This is a genomic window from Thalassobacter sp., from assembly GCF_982993085.1.
In genome coordinates this window covers 13,331-35,377 of the sequence record NZ_CEZFMW010000020.1, presented here as the reverse complement: position 1 = coordinate 35,377, position 22,047 = coordinate 13,331, and the positions used below count along the sequence as shown (strand labels likewise).

Genomic DNA, 22,047 nt, shown 5'->3' with positions numbered 1-22,047 from the left:
GTTTCGGCGGTGGATTGGATGAGGTTGATGGGGATCATTGCAGACGCTCCGGCAAATCAAGGAATGGCATGGTGATCGGCGTCATTGCGCCGCGACCAGCGTTTCGGGGGCCCCTTCGGGCAAGATCGTCTCGCCGGGGCGAACGATTGTAAACTGAACGGGTGCGCGCGTGACCGCGACTGTGTCACCATCCATGCGCGCCAATGTGAACTCGCTGTCCTCCATCGCGCCAGGGTCGGGGAAATCCTCACGGAAGTGCGCCCCGCGAGAATTCTCGCGTGCAAGCCCCGCCTTGGTAATGACTTCGGAGATGTCACACAGCGACCGCATGTTAAGCCAATCGTGCCACGTCAGATTGAACGCCAAATTGCTGGCATCCACGCCCACATCCATCACCGCCTCCGACACGGCGGCAATCCCCGCAAGCCCACGCTTCATGCCCACCTCAGTGCGCATCACGCCCACCTCATCCCACATACATTCCTGCAATTGTTTGCGCAGCGGCAGGATCAATTCGGGCGGGCGCGTAAACGGATGGATGGCGCGCGCGAACTCTGCCTCTAGTGCGGTTTCATCCGGATCCCGGAGCGTCATGGTACGCACATCAGTGCCCATCGTATCGCCCGCAATGCCCCCATAGACCGTCGAGTTCGCAACACCATTGCCGCCCAAGCGGTTTGACCCGTGGGCACCGCCCGCGTCCTCACCCGCGACGTACAATCCCTCCATCGCGGTGCGGGTGTCCACATCGACCACCACGCCGCCCATAAAGTAGTGCGCCGTCGGCACGACCTCGACCTGCCCCGCGGCCAGATCAAATCCGCTGTCTGCGCAGCGTTTCACCATGCCCTTGAACTTTTGGCGCACGAACTCAGGCCCTAGATGGGACATCGAGATGAACACGCCCTCCTGCTCAGGGTTATTGTTCTTGCGCATTTCGGCATAAATCCCACGGCTGACCACATCGCGGGTCGCGCGCTCTCCCTTGCCGTCATAATCAAACATAAACCGTTGACCCGCATGGTTGATCAACTGACCACCTGCGCCACGCAAACCTTCCTCCAACACCGTGCCGGTCATGCGCGTATGATCGCCGGCCAGCAACCCTGTGGGGTGGAATTGCACCATCTCCATGTCGCGCAGGCTTAGGCCCGCCCGCAGTGCCATCGCCAAACCATCCATGGTCTTGTCGCCAGAAGGTGTGTGGTATTTGTACATTGTCGGACCACCGCCCGTGGCCATCAGAACCGTCTTTGCCCGCACAAACCGAAAGCGGCCCGTGCGCATATCGATCATCAAAACACCCGACAGGGCAGAGCTATCCTTGGTCGGGATCAAGCCAATCGCACGATGCTCTTGCAGCTTTTCCACACCACTCGCGAGAACCTTTTCCATAAGACGGTTGATAATCTCGATGCCGGTCAAGTCACCCTTATGCACTGTCCGATCAGCAGTTTGCCCCGCAAACGCCTTTTGGTGCAGCGACCCGTCCGCATTGCGGTCAAAGAAACAGCCGACCTCGTTCTCCAACTCGCGAATGCGCACCACAGCCTGCTCACACAGACGCCACGCCATGTCCTGATCAGGCAGCCATTTGCCCCCCTGAATGGTATCCATGAAGTGCCGCTCAACGGTGTCGCCGCCGCCCAAGGCCACGTTGTAGCCCCCCTGCACCATCCGCGTGCAGCCGCATTTGCCGATTAGCCCCTTCACGGCAATCGTGATCTTGGTGCCCGCAGGCGCGGTTTGCTGGGCGTGCAGGGCCGCAAACAGCCCGGCGCCACCTGTGCCAAGGATCAGGATATCGGTGTCGTGACGTTCAATGTCGGATACGCGCATGGTCAAATCGCCTGTAGGAAAAAGAGGGTTGCGATCAGGAATGACAGGGCAGCGGCCGCCGCCGCGAGGGTCTTTTGCGGTGCAGACCACGGCAGCCATTCCATCGCCATAACCCGCAGACCGCCAAACATATGGACAGCCAACAGGAACACGAGACCGAATTCAGCCAATTTGACCACGCCGTTTTCGGTCAATGTCAAAAAGCCGTCCAGCCGCGCAGGGTCCGTCAATGCCAAGGCCAGAACCCAGAAATGCAGCGGTAAAAACAGCGACAGCGCGAGGCCAGAAACCCGGTGGAGAATATAAGCCAGCCACAAAGGATGTGCCCGAGAGGTAATGCCGCGCGCCATGCTCATGCCCCCAACCCCGCAGCAAAGGTCACGGCCCAGACCGCCCGCGCGCCAAGGCCCAGTAGGGTCAAGCCTGTACCCCACATCAATGCCTCTAGGGCCGCGCCGCGCACCCCGCCCCATTCATGAATAATCGTGCGCAGGCCAATGGCGCCATGGATCGCCACCGCTACAACAAAGGTGCCGTAGAACAAAAACCACAGGACCGAGCCTTGTGTGCGGCCCAAAATCTCAGCCGCGTCTAAACCACCTTGGATCGCATAGATCATCACCGCCAAGTGACCAATCACCAGCGGCGCCATAAGCATCGCGGTGATCCGTTGCAGCATATATAGTCGGAGCGTCAGCATCAGCGCCCCCTCCGAAAGAATGATTTTGCCGTTTCCCGTTTGAGCCCTGCGATTGCGGCCATCGGGTCCAATTCATTGGGACAATAGGTCGTGCACGACCCCATCGAGTGGCAATTGTGGCACCCGCCAGAGCCTGATACCGCCTCCAAAATGGCAACCCGGCCTTCGTCTTTAGCATCGTTGAGCAGGGTCCAAGCCCGTTGCAACGCCGCAGGCCCAAGGTAATCCGGATTACCCGCAACCGTGTCACACGCTGCGTAACACACCGAACAGTTGATGCACTCAATCCCAGCATTGGCCTCGACGCGGGCGGCGCTTTCCTCATCCACGGCGGCTATCGGATCATCCCGTGTCAGCCCGCCGTGGTGCACCCCCTCCGCCGCGACCCATTTGTCAAAGAACGGGTCCATATCCACGACCAAGTCCTTCACGACCGGCAGATTGCGCAAGGGGCCAATCGTGACCGCTTCACCCTCTAGCACCTTTGAAATATGCGTCCGGCACGTCCAACGCGGCACACCATTCACCATCATCGCACAGCTGCCACACATCCCAACCCGACACGCGAAGCGATAGCTCAGCGTTGGGTCGGCATTCTGCTGAATCCACGACACCACGTCGAGAACGGTCTGGTTCTCATAGGCCGGCACGCGAAAGGCTTGGCTCTTGCCCTCATCACGTTCGACGGTAACCTCTAGAAAACGCGTGTTTGTCACGGTGAATAACGACCCCATTCTTTTGGCTCGACGCATGGGATAACATACAGTTACGCTTAACGAACGCGAAAAATCTTTAATATTAGCGTTAGCAGGGATTACACAAATGCCTCAAGACAACAGGCTCAAATTAGCCCCGATCAGCGTGCAACGCGCCCTTGGGACGCGTTTTGACGATGCGTCGGGGATGCGTTTGGCAGATTGCGACAGTGCGCTCCTCGGCTCAATGCTCACACGAGGCGCGTGTCGGGACTTTGCCGAAACGCCCGTCCCGCAGGATATATTGGACCTGCTGTGCGCGGCTGCGATGTCAGCCCCCACCAAAAGCGACCTGCAACAGCGTGATCTCATCGCCCTTAAAAATTCCGAAAAACGCAAAACCCTAGCCCAACTGGTCACAGGACAGGCATGGGTCGCAGAGGCACCGTTGATCTTGATCTTCTGCGGCAACAACAGACGCCAGCGGTTGCTGCACGATTGGCAGGACGTGCCATTTGCCAACGATCATCTGGATGCATTTTTTAACGCGACCGTCGATGCCGCCATAGCGCTTGGGGCATTCGTGACAGCGGCTGAGGCGATGGGCCTTGGCTGCTGCCCGGTCAGTGCTGTTCGCAACAGTGCGCGTGCAGTGTCCGACCTGATCGGCTTGCCAGATCATGTCTTTCCCATCGCAGGCCTCGCACTTGGCTACCCCAAACAGCCCCCAACCATCTCAAAACGCTTGCCTTTGGGGGTTACTTGCCACGTTGATACCTATCAGGAGACGGATTTGCGCGGCACCGTCGCCGAATATGATCGCGCCCGCGCTGCCGCCCAACCCTATGCAACTCAGCGCAGCCCAGACCGGTTCCCGACCCAAGACGTTTACGGCTGGTCCGACGACAAAACCCGCCAATACAGCACACCGGAGCGCGCTGATTTCGGGGCCTACGTTCGCGCGCAGGGGTTCAAATTAGACTAGGTTATTGACGCACGTCCGACGGCCCCACCCGATCCATAACATGGATCATCCAATACAAAATTTGCTGATCCTCCGGGGCCAAACCGCCATTCTCACGAAGTGCGACGATCCTGCCCCGCAGCTCAGGCCACTGCGTATAAAAATCGAAAACATCCTCAATCTCGGCCTTTTTCTTCTCAGAACTCATGCTGAAATACTCTTTTGCAATGTGATCCCAGCTTATCAAAACGCCCCGCGCCAAAAGCGTGAATTCACTGTGAGCCACTTGTTTTTGACGTAGCGGAAGGTAGCGTCGGACATGGGATAACCGGAGTGACGGGGTGACCATCCAAATCGAGATCACATTGTTCGGCGCCTGCATGGTGCGATTGGCCAAGGGCGGTGACATCACCGGGGCCAAACACCGCGCCCTATTTGCCCTGTTGGTCACGGCCCCCTTGGGACGTCGCAGCCGGACATATCTGCAAGAAACGCTTTGGGGTTTGGCCGACTATGAAAGTGGTCATCAAAATTTGCGCCGCGCCCTATCGGATTTGCGCAAACGCCTTGGGCCAGTGTTTGACGCGGTGCTGACCGTCACGTCTACTGAAATTGAAATCGACATGGCCCAGGTCCAAGTCCAAGGCAGCCCGCGAGACGGCCCATTCCTAGACGATCTTAACGTGCGTGAAGCCGCCTTTGTCCGGTGGCGAGATGAAAAACGTGCCCAACCCGGCCGGATTGAAGCGCTTTGCACCCTGTCACGCACCCGCAGAGCACAACGGCTGCAACCTCGGGTCTGCGCGCTCCCGCTCGGTGTGCCGCCCGGCGATCATGAGTTGTCTGTCGCTGCTGATTGGATCGCCGAAGAAACCAGCCGGATGATGTCCCGCTCATCATTGGTGCAAGTCATTTCGCATCTCTCTGGACGGGCGATGTCCAAACGCACTGTCGACGTCGAAGGGGTCCGTGACACGCTGGACGTGGACTATCTGATCACAGGTGCCTTGCGCAAAAGCGGTCAGGACTTGGTAGCGGACATAGACTTTGTGGATACGCGTTCCGGGACATTGCTATGGAACCGTCATTTGCACTGCCCCGCCCGCCATTTCACCGATGAGGCCAGCGATTGGCTGGTCAATGTGGTCCAGACAGTGGGCCGCGCAATTGCCGAAACCACGCTTGAAATGGCTCGTGCGACGCCCCTGCCTGAACTGCCCGATCATAAGCTTTTGATCGCGGGGGCCACCGCGATGCACCACCCCACTTTGGGGGATTTTATGCGCGCGCGACAGATGTTGGACGAAGCCGCCGAACGCGCGCCTGACAGCCCGCAAATCCATGCCTGGCTGGGCAAATGGTATATCCTCAACATCTTTAAGAACTACACCACAGACCGCGCCGCCGACACGCAAAAGGCACTGGATTGCACGGCGCGCGCGCTTGATCTTGACCCGATGTCCAGCTTTAGCCTGACGATTGACGGCTTTGCCCGTGCCAACATACTGCGTGAGTTGGATGTGGCAGAGGCCCGATACTCAGAGGCCCAGAACATCAACCCCAACGAAAGCCTCGCGTGGCTTTTGCGCGGCTCGCTCAAAGCGTTTCAGGATGAAGGCCGTTCCGCGGTACGCGCCACCGAAACGGCGCGCCGCCTCTCGCCTATTGATCCGTTCGGGTACTACTTTGACAGCCTCGCGAGTTCCGCACACCTTGCGGCGGGAAACTACGAAATGGCGGTCAAACTGGCGGACCTGTCGCTGCGCGCCAATGATCGCCATATCTCGACCCTGCGGGCACGGATTGCGGCACTGCACGCCTTGGATCGCGGCGATGAGGCCCGAACCGCCGCCCAAGACCTACAGCGTCGGTTTCCTAGCTTTTCCCTAGCCGAGTATCGGCGCACACATCCCATCGCGGGCTCACGGCTAGGCACCCTTGTGACCAACGCACTTGAAGCCGCAGGGATCGATTAAAAACACGTTTTACCAATTCAAATCGTTCAAAAAGAAAAGGATTTAGACATGGCACAAATGGGCGGAGTAGGCGGCGTCGGAGGTGTAGGTGGCGTTGGCGGAGTAGGCGGCGTTGGAGGCGTCGGGGCTGGCACGAACGTGACCGGCCTAGGCAGCTTTCTGGGCCAGCAGGACCCGGGCGGCTACGATGGCACGACAACCTATGGGCTGCAAACCACGGCAGAGGCCTTGCGCCACTTGGCAATCGAAGGAACGGCCCCTTCGGTCGCACAACTGCCCTTTGACAACACCGATACGATGCCCGGAATGGCGATCTGGGTACGCGGCTCGCTCTATCTCAGCAGCTTTCTGTCGGGTATAGTGGTCACAACGGACGACGCCACCAAATCCGTAACCCTAAAGGCCGATGACAAAGCCGTTTTTACCGCGACGCGACCCGACATGGCCCTCCTGCGCAAACAATGCACGCTGGTCGCCGACTACGCGAGCCTACGGGCCGACCGCAGCGCAGAGGTGATCTCACAGCTTGGGTTTCCCACCGCCTATTTTGCGATGGTTCTGGGGTTAAACACCTCTCAGGCCAGCAAAACCTTTGAACTGATAACCGCCACGCAAGTCATGGCCGCACATGTTGCCATGATGCTCAAGTACCCGCTGGCCGTTCGGCGCCCCGATCAATTGGACCCCCGGCTGATGCCGATGATCCCTGTGCCGGGTCACGGCAGCTTTCCTTCGGCCCACGCGACCGAGGCCTATGCCGTGATGACGGTGATGAAGGCCCTGACCCAGCGCTGGGGCACCCTTTCGGATCAACCCAAACGAGAAGCAGTCCTGCACGGATTGGCGGAACGGATCACGGTAAACCGCACAGTTGCGGGCGTGCATTACCCCATCGACAGTTGGTGCGGCGCCGCACTTGGTCAGATCATTGGTCAGATCATCCTCAATCGCTGCGGGCTCGACATCGACATAGAACCACAGAGTTACGTGCCTTTGTCTAAGGACTTCTTTGACGGCGACCTGCAAGACACCTCCCGCGCAGAGGACGCCGGGCTGACGCGGGGGGCGGGCCCCGCCACCCAACCCGCAAAGGCCAAGCCATTCGAGTGGATCTGGCAAGAGGCCCTTGCTGAGAAACAGGGCGCCTAGGTCATGTTCTTCGATCGCCCCGACAATGTGCAGTTGGCCAAATACACCGGCCCGTATGAGCGATGGACCTTTGCCGCTGAGCTTGGGTTTCCCTTCGCGTTCCCCGCGATCCGCAACGGTGTTGAGACACACTACACCGCCCTGATGGAAGGCACCGCCCAAATCGCAGAAGGTGACGCCCTAGAGGTCCGCGTGCCCCCGATGTGGACAGCCAATCCACCCGTCACGCCCTTTGCGATGTTCGACCCCGACGGTGAAATGCAGCAGGTCGAAAGCCAAGACGTCAAGCTGACGCGCATGTTGCAACGGGTGGGGCCGGCACGCTTTCGCCTGAACATGCCCATCGCGCCTGCGACATGGCCCCAAACCTACGACCCGGACGCCGCGCTAAATGGCTGGACCCCGCCGCCCAAACCCCCACGCATGATTATCGGCGTGGTGGATGATGGCCTGCCCTTTCTTCACACCGCCTTTCTAGACAGTGACGGCAACAGCCGTATCGCGGCCTGCTGGATGCAAGCCGCCCGCGCGCCAAACACAGCGGCAGTCCCCTTTGGGCGAGAGGTCTTTAACACCGAAATTGACACGCTCCGCGCGACCCATGGCACCCATGAACGCGCCGCATACCGCGCGGCGGGCGCCATTGACCGCACCCTGCCCGAACTGGGCACGGTTATGGAACACTCTGTCACCCACGGGGCACATATCCTTGGGCTGGCTGCCGGAAACGACCCGCGTACCGGGCCGCATACCCTACCCGATGATGCCATCATCATCGCAGTGCAACTGCCCAATACCGTCGCGTGGGATACCTCTGGATTTGGCAAAGAGATGATGATGCTCAGCGCGATTGAGTATATTTTTCACCGCTCCCGCGCGATTGCCGCGCATTACGGCCTGCCTGAACTGCCCGCCGCCGTGAACTTTTCCTACGGTTGGAGCGCGAACCGCCATGATGGTGGATCCAGCTTTGAACGTGGGGTTGAGGCATTGATCACCCAGCGACAAGCCGTGCAGCCCGACACCTATCTTATCATGCCCACCGGCAACAATTTCGCCAACCGTATGCACGGCAGGTTCATGGCCCCCGATACGAATGCGGCGGGCGAAATCCATTTTGGCTGGCAACTGAAACCGGATGATCGCACTTCTAGCTTTCTTGAGATTTGGCTACCGACCGATATGGACACACCCGAAGGGTGGGAAATCGTCGTCACGCCACCGGACGGCGTCACCCTGACCCAAGGCGGCACACTGTCGATTTCGGCGGATCCCGCGCACACGGGGGGCGACCCGCGCCGGTTTGATGAACTAGAGATTGACGGCCTGAACATCGGCCAAGTGTCAGCCGACAAACACAACGGCAACCGTTGGCGCGTGATGCTGGCCATGACCCCCACCGCGCTGATCGGCGACCCAAGGCGGCGATGCCCAGTCGGACTGTGGCGCGTCACCCTGCGCACGGGCAGCCAGCCGCTGCAACCGCACCAAGCGGTGGATGTCTGGGTGCAGCGCGACGATGATCCAACCCAGCTTGGAACCGGAGGCCAGCAAAGCTTTTTGGTGGATTTCAATCACCCCACTCCCCCAAGACCGCTAGAGCCCGCGCCGCTTACGCCAGTGCGCGGGTATGGGTGCCTCAACGGGATCGGAACCGCCCCCGCCGTAATCCGTGTCGCAGGGGTCATCGGCTGCACAGGCAAACCCACAGAATACTCCGGCGCAAGCGCGATTGCCCTGATGGCAAACGGCACGATCCTAAAGGACCCGGCCCATCCCAACGTCTCAGCCGTTGCTGATCAGGGTCATTTTCGCCGCGGATTGCCCTCCATCGGCGTAACATCCGGCTCAGGCGCGCGGATCGTGGGCACTTCGGCGGCCAGCGCGGCGGTAACCCGCGCGGTCGCCCTAAACCTGCTGCGTAACAAACCCGCGTTTCATTTGTTTGAATCAACGGAATTTGAACAAGGAAACTCGGGCTTAGAGGATGCGCAGACACTTTCCCGCATGGGCCCTTTACGCGCACCTACGGTCTGCAAAGACCCCAGCGCTTCATCGTGAATTGCGGTTTTCACGGTAAACTCACTCTCAGCCCATAAACGCTTTCTTTACCTTAGGTCTTATTAGGCGCTGCCCCACAATCGCTCAGACGACTAATCCGGCGGCGCCCTCAAAAACCTGAGGGAAAAGACATGAATTTTCATATGAAAACCCACGGTGGGGCCGCCGCGAAAACATCCACCATTGAGGCCCTTTCGCCTGTTGGTGGTGACATCGCCGTCGATGAAGCGGCTGATTTTGGCTATCTCTTGCCCCCCGGCGGCGACCCCAGCCAGCACGGCTATGATATTTCTGACGCCGATCTGGATACGCTCGGCACACTGATGGTCCCGGAATCAGAGGCCATCGACGCAACACCTGACGCCCCACTTGCCCCTGTTCTAACCTATTGGGGTCAGTTTCTTGACCATGAGCTTACCGCCCGCACGGACCGCGAAAGCGCGATCACCACCATTGTGAACGCAACGCCATCAATGACCGGCCCCGAAATTGAGCAAAACCTCAAGAACGCGCGCACTCCGCGCTTTGATCTCGACAGCGTCTATGGCGGCGTGCCCATCGGCCCCTTTCCAAGCGAGGCCGCACAAAAGGCCGCCGCAATCCTGCGCACAGGCCTGCGTCACCCGACACTGACCGCCAAGATGCGCGTGGGCACAGCCGCTCCCTTGGGCAATCTGCCCGATGCGCTAGACCCACACCGTGATCTTCCACGCTTTCACCAGGTTGAGCAAAAAGTCCGTGACGCCGCCATCGAAATCGCGCGGGCCCAAATGGACGACAAGGAATTTGCCAAGTTCACAGACGGCCTGCCCAAACGCGCCCTGATCGGTGATATGCGCAACGATGAGAACATTATCATCGCGCAATTCCACCTCAGCTTTTTGCGGTTCCACAACAAGGTCGTCGATTTTCTGACCGAGAATGACACGGCTTGGGTGCCTGACTTTGAGGCTGCCAAAACCCTGACAACACTGCACTATCAATGGCTCGTGGTGCACGGATACCTCAAGGACATGTGCGACCCAGACGTGGTTCAGCGCATTATTGAAACCCGCAACAGCCACTACGATGCCTTCCGCGCCGCATATGCCGCGCGCAATCCGGGCCGCGTTGTGGGCAATGTAATCCCACTGGAATTTTCCGTCGCCGCGTTCCGATTTGGCCACTCGATGGTGCGCAACATCTACGACTATAACAACAGCTTCGGTCGCCCGAATGGCCAAGCGCCATTTGACCAAATCTTTGCCTTCACAGGCGGCGGCGGGCTTGGGGCAAGCTTTGGCTTAAACGAAACGAGCATTCCCCAGAACTGGATCATTGACTGGTCCCGCTTTGTGAATGCGGATGGCAGCTTTACCGACGGCAAACCACAGCGCGTGGCTCGCGCAGTGGATACAGTCATCGCGCCGCCCTTGGGCGCAATGGTAAACGAAGGCACTGACCCAGACGATCCCGTCCCCCTGCGCGAACTGTTTCGTCACCTCGCTCGGCGAAACTTGCGCCGCGGCAAAAGCCTCCGCATCCCCACGGGCCAAGCGCTGCACGCCCACCTACAGGCCATCGGTGCGGTGACATCTGGCCCCCAAACGGACGTGGCCAGCTGGGTGTCCACCAAGCCCGATCTAGCCGCATTTCTCGCGGGTCATCCTATGAACAGCGCGACGCCACTGTGGTTCTATATCCTCGCAGAGGCTGAGGCCGCACCGGGCGAAGGCTTGGGCGAAATGGGCAGCTGGATCGTGGCGGCAACCTTTATTGGCGCGCTCATGGATGACGCCGACAGCGCACTTGCACGGGGCTTTCACCCCTCCCAAAGCCCCCTGCGCACGCGAGACGGACAAGCGATAGACAGTATCGAAAACTGGATGCGCTTTGCAGCAGTTCTGGCGTGAGCCCCGGGGCTGGCCCGGCACCGCGACCGGACCAGCCCACCCCAATCACCCTCATTTCAACGCCACCGTCCGGGGAGAAGAACAATGCAAAATGATCTATCCGAGATCGAAAGCTGGCTGCGCACCGGCACCCGTGAAACCGAATTACGGGCGCACTTTGGCAGCCCCCTTTATGATGAGTTGACGGGTCTAGCCCGCGCAGCAGAGGCCAATCTCAACCCCTTTGAAACACGCCGCCCCAAGGTGATGTTTCTGCCCGGCATGATGGGATCACGGCTAAGCGTGATTGAAAACGGCCAGCCCTATCACGTCTGGATCGACCCCGTGGACATCACCACCGGAGGTTTGAGCAAGCTGAAATGGGGCTCCACTGTTGTGGCGAACGGCACCGTTCTAGCCCCCTATTTCAAGATGTACCTGCGGCTCAAACTGGCGGGTTTTGATACAGAATTTCTGCCCTATGATTGGCGCCAATCGCCTGCCGTTTCGGGCAGTGCACTGATGCGACAGCTCACCAAACGCGGCCTGTCGGATGTCACGCTTGTGTGCCACTCGATGGGCGGGTTGGTGGCCCGACAAATGGCAGCAGAGGATCCGAACCGCAGGATGATTTCGCGTGTCATCACCATCGGCACACCCAACTTTGGCTCCTACGCGCCGATGCAAGTGTTTGACCTAAGCCACGGGATGGTCCGCGCACTGGCCGCCGTCGATCTGACCCAAGACCGGACCGATATCGTCAAGGGCACGCTGCGGGGCTTTCCCGGCTTAGTTGAACTCCTGCCATCGCATAATCTGCGCCCGGACCAAGACGCATTCAACCGTAAGTCTTGGCCCAAAACCGCCCTGCCCCCGCAGCAAACCGCCCTGACCCAAGCCGCTAAAGCCGCGCGTGCCCTGCCCGCGCCGGACGACCGGTTTCAACAGATCATCGGCGTGGGCGCACTGACCACAGTTTCGGCCACTGCCGATGACGCGGGTTTTGAATACACCCAGTCCCAAGACGGCGATGGCACTGTGCCCCGTGATTTGGCGGAAATGGGCACCGTGCCCCGCTTCTATGCAGAAGGAAAGCATGGCCGTTTGTGCAACGCCTCCGACGTGATCGCGGCCACGATCGAACTGGCCCAAAGCGGTGCAACCAACGCCCTACCCACCGCGCCGCCCGCCTCTGCGTTCGAAACGCTGCGCCGGACCGTCACATCAGAAACCCTGCGGGCCGAAGCAGACCATGACATCGACACCCGCGATGAGACCGCTTTTGCCGGCTCATTCCTCTCGCGCGAAATGGACCCGGTGGACAGCTCCCAAACCCGCACCCAGCCCAGCGCCAATGGGTATACGGCAGAGGTCGTACGCGATGCCGCGTTGCGGTGGCGCGCCTCAGACCCCGAACGTCAAACCGTCCGTCAAAGCCAAGCAGAGGCGCGCCCCCTTCAGGCCGAAACGCCCGAGCGGTTGGATGCCTATGCACGGCGGCTTATCAATCAACTCGATGCCGCCAGCACCACCCATGAGGCGCGCAAAATCTCGCGCCAACTTGAGGGCGCGCGCCGCGACATGGTCGAACTGCAAGGCCCCGATCTGCCGGTCATTCCCATCCTTGAACGGGTGATCGGCGAGGCCGAGGAATTCTTGTCAGTTATGTTCATCAAACGCGCCGTGGTCGCGGCCCGCGCCGTGGGGCGCATCGTGTCACGTGACACAGGTCGGGGTTTTGGCACCGGGTTCCTGATCGCGCCGGGTGTGTTGATCACGAACCACCACGTGCTGGCCACTGCGTTGCAGGCAGATCGTGCCGCAGTGCAGTTCCGCTATGAACTAGAGATCGACAGTCGCGAAGCCCAAGGCCACTCCTTTGCACTAGACCCACACCGTCTGTTCTATGCCGACGCGCGCCTTGATCTGGCCGTTGTGGCTGTCGCGCCTTTGGCCGAAGACGGTGCCGCGATTGATGAGTTCGGGTTCCTCCCGCTCATTGGGGTGGAGGGCAAAATCCGCAAAGGCCAACCTGTTAACATCATCCAGCACCCGCTTGCTGGACGCAAACAGGTGGTCTTTCGCGACAGCCTGCTCAGTGCGCTGCCCGCTGACCCGGATTTCGTGGCCCATTACACCGGTGACACCCAGCCGGGGTCATCCGGCGCACCGGTTTTCAGCGACCTGTGGGAGGTGATTGCGCTGCACCACTCGGGCGTCCCGGACGAAACTGCAAACGGGCAGTACCTGACCCACAGCGGCGCACCATGGAACCCGCTGACGGACCCAGAAATGCGCACCGTTGTTTGGATTGCCAATGAGGGCATCCGCGTGTCACGCATCGTGCGCCACCTAGAGGGTCTGCCAGAACACCTGACGACACAGGGCCAGCCCGGCGCGGACCTGATTGAGGATGTATTAGCGCGCGGACGCAAAGCCGCTCGCGATGGAACCTTTCCGACACCATCCACGGTGACCGAACGCGCGCCCAACGCGCCCTTCGACCCCAGCGGTCATACCGTCACGTTGCCACTACACATCAGCATCGGCCAAGCCGCCGTTCGTCCCCCTCATCGGTCAAACTCCGTGGTTTCTCCCCCACGTAGCTGACCCATTGGCCCACCATTCGGGCCAAGCCGCAGCTCTTTTTCCAAGAGCTGCGGCCAACAACATCGGGCGCCCACCGCCGCATACCCCCGCCAAACGCGAAAACGGCATTTGCCTTATGTCGATCTTTGCACCATTTAATGTCACGCATGGGAGTGGAAGAATTCAGTCATAACCTAGCCCTCGTTCTGATGTCCGTTGTGGTGGCATTGGTCGCGGGCTTCACTGGCTTGTCATTGACGCGTTCATTGGCCCGAAAAACAGCGGGCCAAAAGAAAGTGGCCGTGGCACTGGCCTCTGTTGCCTTGGGCGGCGGCATATGGTCGATGCACTTTGTTGCGATGCTGGGCCTGCAACTGCCGGTGCTATTTTACTATGACGCTGCAATCACGCTGTTGTCCGCGCTGACCGGCATTCTGATCGTTGGCGGCGCGCTGATCGTGCTGCATTTTATGGAACGCACCCCCACAACCATCCTCAGCGCAGGCGCGATGATCGGCGCGGGCATCTTGGTGATGCACTACATCGGCATGGCCGGGCTAGAGCTTTGCCGCGCAGTCTATTCCCTGCCCGGCGTGGTTTTGTCCTCGGTTGTGGCTATCGCGCTGTGCATGCTTGCGGTCTGGATCGCGTACAATCGGCGTACCAATCGCAACATCTTTCTGGGCACGGTTTGTTTTGGGGTCGCTGTCGTCTCGGTCCACTTCTTGGCCATGGCCGGGACCCAGTTCATCGCCCAACCACAGACGGACGTATTTGGCCCCGCCATCAGCAATGAGTTCCTCGCCATTGGCGTGATCCTGACAAGTTTTGTGATCTTTGGCGCGTTCTTATGGGTCAGCACCACCTATCTGGACGCAGCCCCGATAGAGCCCCGCACCAAACCCGCGCCCGAGGTCACCCAACCGCCAAGCACACCCCACCCCACCACGCCATCCAGCCTGCAAATCCCGTGTGAGCGGGAGGGCGGCAAGGTCTTTGTCTCGGCCAATGATGTGTCATTTATCCGGGCCGACGGCCACTACACCCAACTCTACACAGACCGTGATCGCTTGTTCTGTGTCTGGCCCATGACCGAAGCCGCCAAGCGGTTGTCGGACGCCGGGTTCCTGCAAACGCACCGCAGCTACCTGATCAATCTGGCAAAGGTCGTGCGGTTTGAGCGGAGCAAAGACAAGGGCCGCTGCACCTTCAAATGCGAGGCTCTTCCGCCCGCCCCAGTGAGTCGTTCTAAGATCAAACTCACACAGGACTTACTTGCTGCGAGTGCAAACGCACTTCGTGCAGACTAGGGCGCATTTCGTGCAATAGCCGCGAATTTCGCGTGTTTACACAAGCACTCGCCACAAGCGTTAACCATGCTCTCCCCAAAACGAAGCTAACAACAGTAAGGGAGGAGCGCGGATGATTCCGGCAGCTTTTGAGTATTATCGCCCCAAAGACCTCAGTGGCGTGATCTCGATTTTAGAAGAACATGGGGATGATGCGCGTGTCATTGCGGGCGGGCACAGCCTGATCCCAATGATGAAACTGCGTATGGCCGATGTGCCGCATCTGATCGATCTTCAGGACATACCAGGGATGTCCGGGATCACCGTCACAGACGACGCGATCACGATTGGCGCAATGACAACACAGCACGACATCATCGACCACGACGGCCTTGCCGCTGTTGCACCCATTCTGCGTGAAGCCGCGCTGCAAATCGCCGATCCCCAGGTCCGCTACATGGGCACCGTGGGCGGCAACGTCGCTAACGGCGATCCCGGCAACGACATGCCCGGCTTGATGCAGTGCCTCAACGCGACCTTCACACTGGTCGGTCCAGATGGTGAACGCACCGTCGCCGCGCGTGATTTCTATGAAGCGGCCTACATGACCGCCCGCGAGGACGAAGAAATCCTGACCGCCGTCACCATCCCAACGCCCAAGGGCGGCTACGCTTATGAAAAACAAAAGCGTAAGATTGGCGACTACGCAACGGCCGCCGCCGCAGTCCAAATCACCAAAGACGGTGACACCTGCACCGCTGCATCCATCGCGATGACCAACCTAAGCGATACGCCCATCTGGTCCCAAGACGCCGCCGCCGCACTGGTAGGTACGTCCCTTGATGCCGCATCCCTCAAAGCAGCCGTCGACGCCATGTTGGCCGACATCGACCCCTCGGAAGACAACCGCGGCCCCGTGGCGTTCAAGCGCCATGTCGCAGGCGTCATCCTCACCCGCGCGATCGAGCGTGCTTGGTCCCGGGCCTAGGAGAACGACACATGTCCAAGAAAATGCACATCTCACTCACAGTGAACGGCAAGCAAGAAGAGTTCCTTGCGGAGCCCCGTGAACTGCTGATCTACACGCTGCGAGAGCGGCTCAACATCACTGGTCCCCACATCGGATGCGAAACATCCCACTGTGGCGCCTGCACGGTCACAATCGACGGCAAATCGGTCAAGGCCTGCACCATGTTCGTGGCCCAAGCCGATGGCGCGGATGTCACGACCATCGAAGGTCTCGGCAACCCCGACAGCCTGCATCCCCTGCAAGAAGCCTTCAAAGAACATCACGGACTTCAGTGTGGCTATTGCACCCCGGGCATGATCACCCGCGCGGCCAAACTGTTGGAGGAAAACCCCAACCCCACCGAAGACGAAATCCGTTTCGGCATGGCCGGCAACCTGTGCCGCTGTACCGGATACCAGAACATCGTGAAGTCCATCCGCGCCGCAGCGACCGAGATGAACGCCGCGAAGGAGGCCGCAGAATGAAAGACGAAATCACCAGCCGCGACGATCGGGTCGCCAACCTCAAGGGTATGGGCTGCTCGCGCAAGCGCGTAGAGGACGCCCGGTTCACCCAAGGCAAAGGCAACTACGTCGACGACATCAAATTGGACGGCATGCTCTTTGGCGACTTCGTGCGCTCTCCCTATGCGCACGCCCGGATCAAGTCGATCAACACCGAAGCCGCGCTCAAGGTGCCCGGCGTGTTGGCCGTGTTGACCGCCGAAGACCTCGCACCCCTTGGCCTGCACTGGATGCCAACCCTCGCAGGGGACAAGCAGATGGTTCTAGCGGACGGCAAGGTGCTGTTCCAAGGCCAAGAAGTCGCGTTCGTCGTGGCCGAAGACCGCTATGCAGCGGCTGACGGGATTGAAGCCGTTGAGGTCGACTACGAAGAACTGACAGTGATCGTGGACCCCTTCAAATCGCTGCAATCTGACGTGGTCCTGCGCGAAGACACCGTGGACGAAAACGGCAAAGCCACCGATGGCGCCCACGGTCCGCGCAAGCACCCCAACCACATCTTCACATGGGAAGTCGGCGAAAAAGAAGCCACCGAGCAGGTGATCGATGAGGCCGACGTGGTCGCGACTGAGACCATGTATTACCACCGCACGCACCCCTGCCCGCTGGAAACATGCGGCAGCGTCGCCTCGATGGACAAGGTCAACGGCAAGCTGACACTTTGGGGCACCTTCCAAGCGCCCCACGCGATCCGGACCATCGTGTCCCTGATCTCGGGCCTAGAGGAACACAACATCCGCGTGATTTCGCCCGACATCGGCGGCGGCTTTGGCAACAAAGTAGGCGCGTATCCGGGGTATGTGTGTTCGGTCGTGGCCTCCATCGTGACGGGACGCCCCGTCAAATGGATCGAAGACCGGATGGACAACCTGATGACCACCGCCTTCGCCCGCGACTACTGGATGACCGGCAAAATCTCGGCCACCAAAGAGGGCAAGATCACCGGCCTGCACTGCAACGTCACCGCAGACCACGGCGGCTTTGATGCTTGCGCCGATCCCACCAAGTTCCCTGCCGGGTTCATGAACATCTGCACCGGGTCCTACGACATCCCCACCGCCTATCTAGCCGTGGACGGTGTCTATACCAACAAGGCCCCCGGCGGCGTGTCCTATCGTTGCTCATTCCGGGTCACAGAGGCCGTCTATTTCATCGAGCGGATGATTGAGGTTCTGGCGATCGAGTTGAACATGGACGCCGCAGAGCTGCGTCGGATCAACTTCATCAAAAAAGACCAGTTCCCGTATCAAAGTGCGCTTGGCTGGGAATACGACAGCGGCGATTACCACACCGCGTGGGACAAAGCGCTCAAGGCCGTTGATTATGACGGTTTGCGCGCCGAGCAAGCCGAACGGGTCGAAGCGTTTAAGCGCGGCGAAACACGCAAAATCATGGGCATTGGCCTGAGCTTCTTCACAGAAATTGTCGGCGCTGGCCCGGTCAAAAACTGTGACATCCTTGGGCTGGGCATGTTCGATAGCTGTGAAATCCGCATCCACCCCACGGGGTCCGCGATTGCCCGGCTCGGTACGATTTCTCAGGGTCAAGGCCACGCAACAACCTTTGCGCAGATCCTTGCCTCGGAAATCGGCCTGCCTGCCGACAGCATCACGGTTGAAGAAGGGGACACCGACACCGCGCCCTATGGTCTTGGGACCTATGGTTCACGCTCTACCCCAGTGGCGGGCGCGGCGACGGCAATGGCAGGCCGCAAAATCCGGGCCAAGGCTCAAATGATTGCGGCCTACCTGTTGGAAGTCCACGACGACGACGTGGAATTCGACGTGGATCGGTTTGTGGTCAAAGGCGCGCCGGAGCGGTTCAAGACGATGAAGGAAATTGCCTTCGCCGCCTATAACCAAGCCATCCCCGGCATTGAGCCCGGTCTAGAAGCGGTCAGCTACTACGATCCGCCCAACATGACCTATCCCTTTGGCGCCTACGTCTGCGTCATGGACATCGACGTGGACACCGGCGTCACAGACATCCGTCGCTTCTATGCGCTGGATGACTGCGGAACGCGGATCAACCCGATGATCATCGAAGGCCAAGTACACGGGGGTCTCACCGAAGCGCTCGCCGTGGCACTGGGCCAAGAGATCGCCTACGACGACCAAGGCAACGTCAAGACCGGGACGCTGATGGACTTCTTCCTGCCTACCGCATGGGAAGTGCCCAACTATGAAACCGATCACACCGTGACGCCGTCGCCGCACCACCCCATCGGGGCCAAAGGTGTGGGCGAAAGCCCCCACGTGGGCGGCGTGCCATGTTTCTCGAACGCGGTCCAAGATGCCTTCCGGCCCTTCGGTCTGCGCCATACGAACATGCCACACGACCATTGGCGGATCTGGAAGACCGCAAATGATCTCGGCCTGCACGGGTAAACCCACCTTGGGGGCGCGGCGGTTTCGCGCCCCCCACCAAGAAGTTTCGATATGACCTGGACCGATCTGCAAACCGACCTCGCGCGGGAAAATTATGTGGCCTCCGACGATCTGGCGGTGGCTCTGCACCTCGCGCTTTCGCTGGGCCGCCCCCTGCTGCTTGAGGGCGCCGCGGGCGTGGGCAAAACCGAAGTCGCCCGCGCACTTGCCGCCAACCGCGACGCGGAACTCATCCGCCTGCAATGCTACGAAGGCCTAGACACCGCGCAGGCCATCTATGAATGGAACTACCAGCGCCAGTTGCTAACGATCCGCGCCGCCGCCGAAGATGGTGAGACCGGAAAATCCGTTGAAGCCCGCATCTTTTCGCGTGAATTCCTACTGGAACGCCCACTTTTGGCGGCCATCACCCGCCCCACGCCCCCCGTCCTTCTGATCGATGAAATCGACCGCGCCGACGAAGAATTTGAAGCCTATCTGCTCGAAATTCTCTCGGATTTTCAGGTCTCAATCCCAGAGCTTGGCACCATCACGGCCACATCGCGGCCCATCGTAATCCTGACGTGCAACGGCACGCGGGACCTGTCGGACGCACTGCGGCGTCGCTGTCTATACACCTATGTCGACTACCCCGAGCGATCCGTCGAATTGGCGATCCTCAAGGCGCGTTGCCCCGCGATCGAAGCCCGCCTCGCCGATCAGGTTATCGGCTTTGTACAAACGCTGCGCAAAGAAGAGCTGGAGAAAACCCCCGGCATCGCCGAGACGTTGGATTTCGCCGCCGCCCTTATGGGGTTGGGCATTGCGGACATCACCAGTGATCCGCGTGTTCTGCAATCGACCCTCACAACGCTTTTGAAAACCCAAAGCGATCAGGCGAACATTACCACCGAAGTCGCCCAGCGCATCGCCGGGAAAGCCGCATGAGCCACCCACCCCGCATACATGGCGGCGCGGCATGACCCGCGTTACCAAATTCGCGGGCCGCGATCCGGGTCCGGCTGCCCGTATGTCCGGCTTTATCACGCATCTGCGCGAAAACGGGCTACGCTTGGGCGTGGCAGAGGCCGACACCGCGCTGACCGCCCTGACCCATGTGGATGCCACATGGCCCGACCAATCTCGCCGCGCACTCAAGGCGGTTTGCACCGGTAGCAAGGATGAGGCCGAGCGGTTCGATGCCCTATTCGACGCCTTTTGGTTGGATGCAGGCCGCGTCCGCTCCAAAACGACGCCCACCCTCAAAGCCCCAAACAGTGACGATATCCACTCCTCCCGCGAGGCACAGGGGCAGGATGCTGGCGGCTCGGGGCAATCCACCGCCCCCGACAGTGGCGAAGGCGAAGCCGAAAGCGACGGTGAGGGCAAACTGATCGCCACCGTGGTCAAGAACATGATGCGCAAGGACCTGCGCGACTTGGTCCGCGCCGAAGATATCGCCGAGGCCGAGGAGGTGGCACGCCGTCTTGGGGCCGCCCTGCGCGACCGACGCTCCCGCAGGCGCATCGCCGCGCGCAAAGGTGACCGCATTCATTTTCGCAAAACCATCCGCGCCAGCCTTGCCACTGGAGGTGAGCCTGTCAAAATTCTGCGCAAAAAGCGCCCCGACCGAACCCGCAAAATCGTGGCACTGTGTGACGTGTCTGGCTCAATGACAGTGTACGCGCAGGTGTTCATGGCGTTCCTTGCGGGCCTGATGCGGGCCGATACGCAGGCCGACGCCTACCTGTTTCATACCCGTCTTGTGCGCATCACCGACGCCCTGCGCGACCGCGATGCCATGCGGGCAATTGGTCGGATGTCTCTGATGGCGGATGGCTTTGGCGGCGGCTCCAACATTGGCCCCTCGCTCGAACGGTTCGCCGATACATACGCCAAACGCTTTGTGGATGGGCGCAGTGTCGTGATGATCCTGTCGGATGGTTATGACACCGCGCCACCCGCTCATATCAGTGCCGCCCTTACCAAGATCAAAAAACGCGGCGCGCGGGTGATCTGGCTCAACCCCCTCAAGGGATGGGCCGACTACGCGCCAGTGGCCACAGGCATGGCCGCTGCCCTTCCGCATCTGGACCTGTTCAAAGCCGCCAATACCCTTGGCGATCTGGCCGCCCTCGAAAGGGAGCTCGTGCACCTATGACGTTCTTTGAAACCCTTCCCAGTGACATGGCCGAGGTCGTCACGGACCTAAAGCGCGGCGATCACCCGTTCGCGTTTGCCACCATCGTGCGGACCGCAGGTGCCACGGCCGCCAAACCGGGTGCCAAGGCCGTGCTCAGCGCGGATGGCACCATCCTACGTGGCTGGCTTGGGGGCGGGTGCACACGCGGGGCCGTCAAACGCGCCGCCCTTGAGGCGCTGCAAAGCGGTCAGCCGCAGCTGATCTCGGTCGCGCCAGAGGAACTGCTGGCCGAAAAGGGCGTGGCCCCCGGCGATGAAATCGAAGGCACGCGGTTTGCGCGAAATGGCTGCCCCTCCAAGGGCAGCATCGACATCTTTATCGAACCCTACCTGCCTGTGCCGCAACTGACGGTGATCGGTGCCTCACCCGTGGCGCAGGCACTGTCGAGATTGGCGTCAGAGTTTCAATGGTCCGTCAGCCCTGAAATCGCCGAAACCCACCCCACGCGCAAAAAGATCATCGTGATCGCAACCCAAGGCGCCGGTGATCTGGACGCCCTCACCCGCGCCCTAGAGGCCGAACCGGACTATGTGGCCTTTGTCGGCAGTCGCCGCAAATACGCGTCCTTGTCCGCGAAACTGGCCACCAAAGGCATTGATCCCGCGGTAATCGCGGCTGTCAAAGCCCCCGCTGGCCTTGATATCGGCGCGGTCACACCCGAAGAAATCGCGTTGTCCATTCTGGCGGAGCTTGTCTCAGTGCGTCGCGCGGCCCTGCGCGACACCACGCCCGAATAACCCCGCCCCCAATCACCCCTTTTTTCCGACCCCACAGGAGATCCAAATATGCTAAAGTTAAAAGACCTCTTGTCC

General features: G+C 60.2%; 18 protein-coding genes. 13 read left to right on the top strand and 5 right to left on the bottom strand.

Annotation, left to right across the window (positions count from 1 at the left end):
- Positions 1-81: 81 nt before the first annotated feature.
- Genes AC4GMC_RS05255 through AC4GMC_RS05240 form a run of 4 tightly spaced genes read right to left on the bottom strand, consistent with a single transcriptional unit; the run spans position 82 to position 3,273 of the window.
- Positions 82-1,839 (bottom strand): L-aspartate oxidase, encoded by a 1,758-nt coding sequence (locus AC4GMC_RS05255; protein WP_487876165.1) that lies wholly within the window; start codon positions 1,837-1,839, stop codon positions 82-84.
- Positions 1,840-1,841: 2 nt separating this feature from the next.
- Complete coding sequence (sdhC, locus tag AC4GMC_RS05250; RefSeq protein WP_487876164.1) at positions 1,842-2,195, bottom strand: succinate dehydrogenase, cytochrome b556 subunit; 354 nt, start codon at positions 2,193-2,195, stop codon at positions 1,842-1,844.
- On the bottom strand, positions 2,192-2,539 hold the full coding sequence (locus tag AC4GMC_RS05245; RefSeq protein ID WP_487876163.1) for a succinate dehydrogenase: 348 nt from the start codon (positions 2,537-2,539) through the stop codon (positions 2,192-2,194). Before AC4GMC_RS05245 ends, sdhC begins: the two co-directional genes overlap by 4 nt.
- On the bottom strand, positions 2,539-3,273 hold the full coding sequence (locus AC4GMC_RS05240; RefSeq protein ID WP_487876162.1) for a succinate dehydrogenase/fumarate reductase iron-sulfur subunit: 735 nt from the start codon (positions 3,271-3,273) through the stop codon (positions 2,539-2,541). The genes AC4GMC_RS05245 and AC4GMC_RS05240 overlap by 1 nt, the downstream gene beginning before the upstream one ends.
- Positions 3,274-3,361: 88 nt before the next feature.
- Here AC4GMC_RS05240 and AC4GMC_RS05235 point away from each other — a divergent pair, with 88 nt between their 5' ends.
- On the top strand, positions 3,362-4,219 hold the full coding sequence (locus tag AC4GMC_RS05235; RefSeq protein WP_487876161.1) for a nitroreductase family protein: 858 nt from the start codon (positions 3,362-3,364) through the stop codon (positions 4,217-4,219).
- A 1-nt stretch (position 4,220) separates the two neighbouring features.
- Here the strand turns inward: AC4GMC_RS05235 and AC4GMC_RS05230 are convergent, their stop codons facing one another.
- Positions 4,221-4,406, bottom strand: a complete 186-nt coding sequence (locus tag AC4GMC_RS05230) for a hypothetical protein (protein WP_487876160.1) — start codon at positions 4,404-4,406, stop codon at positions 4,221-4,223.
- 133 nt (positions 4,407-4,539) lie between these two features.
- On the opposite strand from AC4GMC_RS05230, the gene AC4GMC_RS05225 reads away from it, so the two are divergent.
- The 12 genes from AC4GMC_RS05225 (at position 4,540) to AC4GMC_RS05170 (ending at position 21,972) form a co-directional block, all read left to right on the top strand.
- A complete protein-coding gene (locus AC4GMC_RS05225) occupies positions 4,540-6,174 on the top strand; it encodes a hypothetical protein (protein WP_487876159.1) in 1,635 nt (544 codons plus the stop codon).
- A gap of 48 nt (positions 6,175-6,222) precedes the next feature.
- Positions 6,223-7,323, top strand: coding sequence for a phosphatase PAP2 family protein (locus AC4GMC_RS05220; protein WP_487876158.1), 1,101 nt, complete (start codon positions 6,223-6,225; stop codon positions 7,321-7,323).
- A gap of 3 nt (positions 7,324-7,326) precedes the next feature.
- Positions 7,327-9,384, top strand: a complete 2,058-nt coding sequence (locus AC4GMC_RS05215; RefSeq protein WP_487876157.1) for a S8/S53 family peptidase — start codon at positions 7,327-7,329, stop codon at positions 9,382-9,384.
- A gap of 131 nt (positions 9,385-9,515) precedes the next feature.
- The gene (locus tag AC4GMC_RS05210; RefSeq protein ID WP_487876156.1) at positions 9,516-11,276 is read left to right on the top strand and encodes a peroxidase family protein; all 1,761 of its coding nucleotides are present in this window, start codon (positions 9,516-9,518) and stop codon (positions 11,274-11,276) included.
- Between the two features lie 84 nt (positions 11,277-11,360).
- Positions 11,361-13,865 (top strand): trypsin-like peptidase domain-containing protein, encoded by a 2,505-nt coding sequence (locus AC4GMC_RS05205; protein WP_487876155.1) that lies wholly within the window; start codon positions 11,361-11,363, stop codon positions 13,863-13,865.
- A gap of 137 nt (positions 13,866-14,002) precedes the next feature.
- Positions 14,003-15,154 (top strand): MHYT domain-containing protein, encoded by a 1,152-nt coding sequence (locus tag AC4GMC_RS05200; RefSeq protein WP_487876154.1) that lies wholly within the window; start codon positions 14,003-14,005, stop codon positions 15,152-15,154.
- Between the two features lie 112 nt (positions 15,155-15,266).
- Positions 15,267-16,121, top strand: coding sequence for an FAD binding domain-containing protein (locus tag AC4GMC_RS05195; RefSeq protein ID WP_487876153.1), 855 nt, complete (start codon positions 15,267-15,269; stop codon positions 16,119-16,121).
- 11 nt (positions 16,122-16,132) lie between these two features.
- Complete coding sequence (locus tag AC4GMC_RS05190; protein WP_058122819.1) at positions 16,133-16,627, top strand: (2Fe-2S)-binding protein; 495 nt, start codon at positions 16,133-16,135, stop codon at positions 16,625-16,627.
- A complete protein-coding gene (locus AC4GMC_RS05185) occupies positions 16,624-19,053 on the top strand; it encodes an aerobic carbon-monoxide dehydrogenase large subunit (RefSeq protein ID WP_487884293.1) in 2,430 nt (809 codons plus the stop codon). Before AC4GMC_RS05190 ends, AC4GMC_RS05185 begins: the two co-directional genes overlap by 4 nt.
- A gap of 51 nt (positions 19,054-19,104) precedes the next feature.
- On the top strand, positions 19,105-19,980 hold the full coding sequence (locus AC4GMC_RS05180) for an AAA family ATPase (RefSeq protein ID WP_487878424.1): 876 nt from the start codon (positions 19,105-19,107) through the stop codon (positions 19,978-19,980).
- Between the two features lie 31 nt (positions 19,981-20,011).
- Positions 20,012-21,193 (top strand): vWA domain-containing protein, encoded by a 1,182-nt coding sequence (locus AC4GMC_RS05175; protein ID WP_487878423.1) that lies wholly within the window; start codon positions 20,012-20,014, stop codon positions 21,191-21,193.
- Entirely contained in the window at positions 21,190-21,972 is a 783-nt protein-coding gene (locus AC4GMC_RS05170) for an XdhC family protein (protein ID WP_487878422.1), read from the top strand. The genes AC4GMC_RS05175 and AC4GMC_RS05170 overlap by 4 nt, the downstream gene beginning before the upstream one ends.
- Positions 21,973-22,047 lie beyond the last annotated feature (75 nt).

Coding starts and splice junctions, on each gene's coding strand:
- AC4GMC_RS05255 (WP_487876165.1), bottom strand. CDS start 1,839: ATGCGCGTATCCGACATTGAACGTCACGACACCGATATCCTGATCCTT.
- sdhC (WP_487876164.1), bottom strand. CDS start 2,195: ATGAGCATGGCGCGCGGCATTACCTCTCGGGCACATCCTTTGTGGCTG.
- AC4GMC_RS05245 (WP_487876163.1), bottom strand. CDS start 2,539: ATGCTGACGCTCCGACTATATATGCTGCAACGGATCACCGCGATGCTT.
- AC4GMC_RS05240 (WP_487876162.1), bottom strand. CDS start 3,273: ATGGGGTCGTTATTCACCGTGACAAACACGCGTTTTCTAGAGGTTACC.
- AC4GMC_RS05235 (WP_487876161.1), top strand. CDS start 3,362: ATGCCTCAAGACAACAGGCTCAAATTAGCCCCGATCAGCGTGCAACGC.
- AC4GMC_RS05230 (WP_487876160.1), bottom strand. CDS start 4,406: ATGAGTTCTGAGAAGAAAAAGGCCGAGATTGAGGATGTTTTCGATTTT.
- AC4GMC_RS05220 (WP_487876158.1), top strand. CDS start 6,223: ATGGCACAAATGGGCGGAGTAGGCGGCGTCGGAGGTGTAGGTGGCGTT.
- AC4GMC_RS05215 (WP_487876157.1), top strand. CDS start 7,327: ATGTTCTTCGATCGCCCCGACAATGTGCAGTTGGCCAAATACACCGGC.
- AC4GMC_RS05210 (WP_487876156.1), top strand. CDS start 9,516: ATGAATTTTCATATGAAAACCCACGGTGGGGCCGCCGCGAAAACATCC.
- AC4GMC_RS05205 (WP_487876155.1), top strand. CDS start 11,361: ATGCAAAATGATCTATCCGAGATCGAAAGCTGGCTGCGCACCGGCACC.
- AC4GMC_RS05200 (WP_487876154.1), top strand. CDS start 14,003: ATGTCACGCATGGGAGTGGAAGAATTCAGTCATAACCTAGCCCTCGTT.
- AC4GMC_RS05195 (WP_487876153.1), top strand. CDS start 15,267: ATGATTCCGGCAGCTTTTGAGTATTATCGCCCCAAAGACCTCAGTGGC.
- AC4GMC_RS05190 (WP_058122819.1), top strand. CDS start 16,133: ATGTCCAAGAAAATGCACATCTCACTCACAGTGAACGGCAAGCAAGAA.
- AC4GMC_RS05185 (WP_487884293.1), top strand. CDS start 16,624: ATGAAAGACGAAATCACCAGCCGCGACGATCGGGTCGCCAACCTCAAG.
- AC4GMC_RS05180 (WP_487878424.1), top strand. CDS start 19,105: ATGACCTGGACCGATCTGCAAACCGACCTCGCGCGGGAAAATTATGTG.
- AC4GMC_RS05175 (WP_487878423.1), top strand. CDS start 20,012: ATGACCCGCGTTACCAAATTCGCGGGCCGCGATCCGGGTCCGGCTGCC.
- AC4GMC_RS05170 (WP_487878422.1), top strand. CDS start 21,190: ATGACGTTCTTTGAAACCCTTCCCAGTGACATGGCCGAGGTCGTCACG.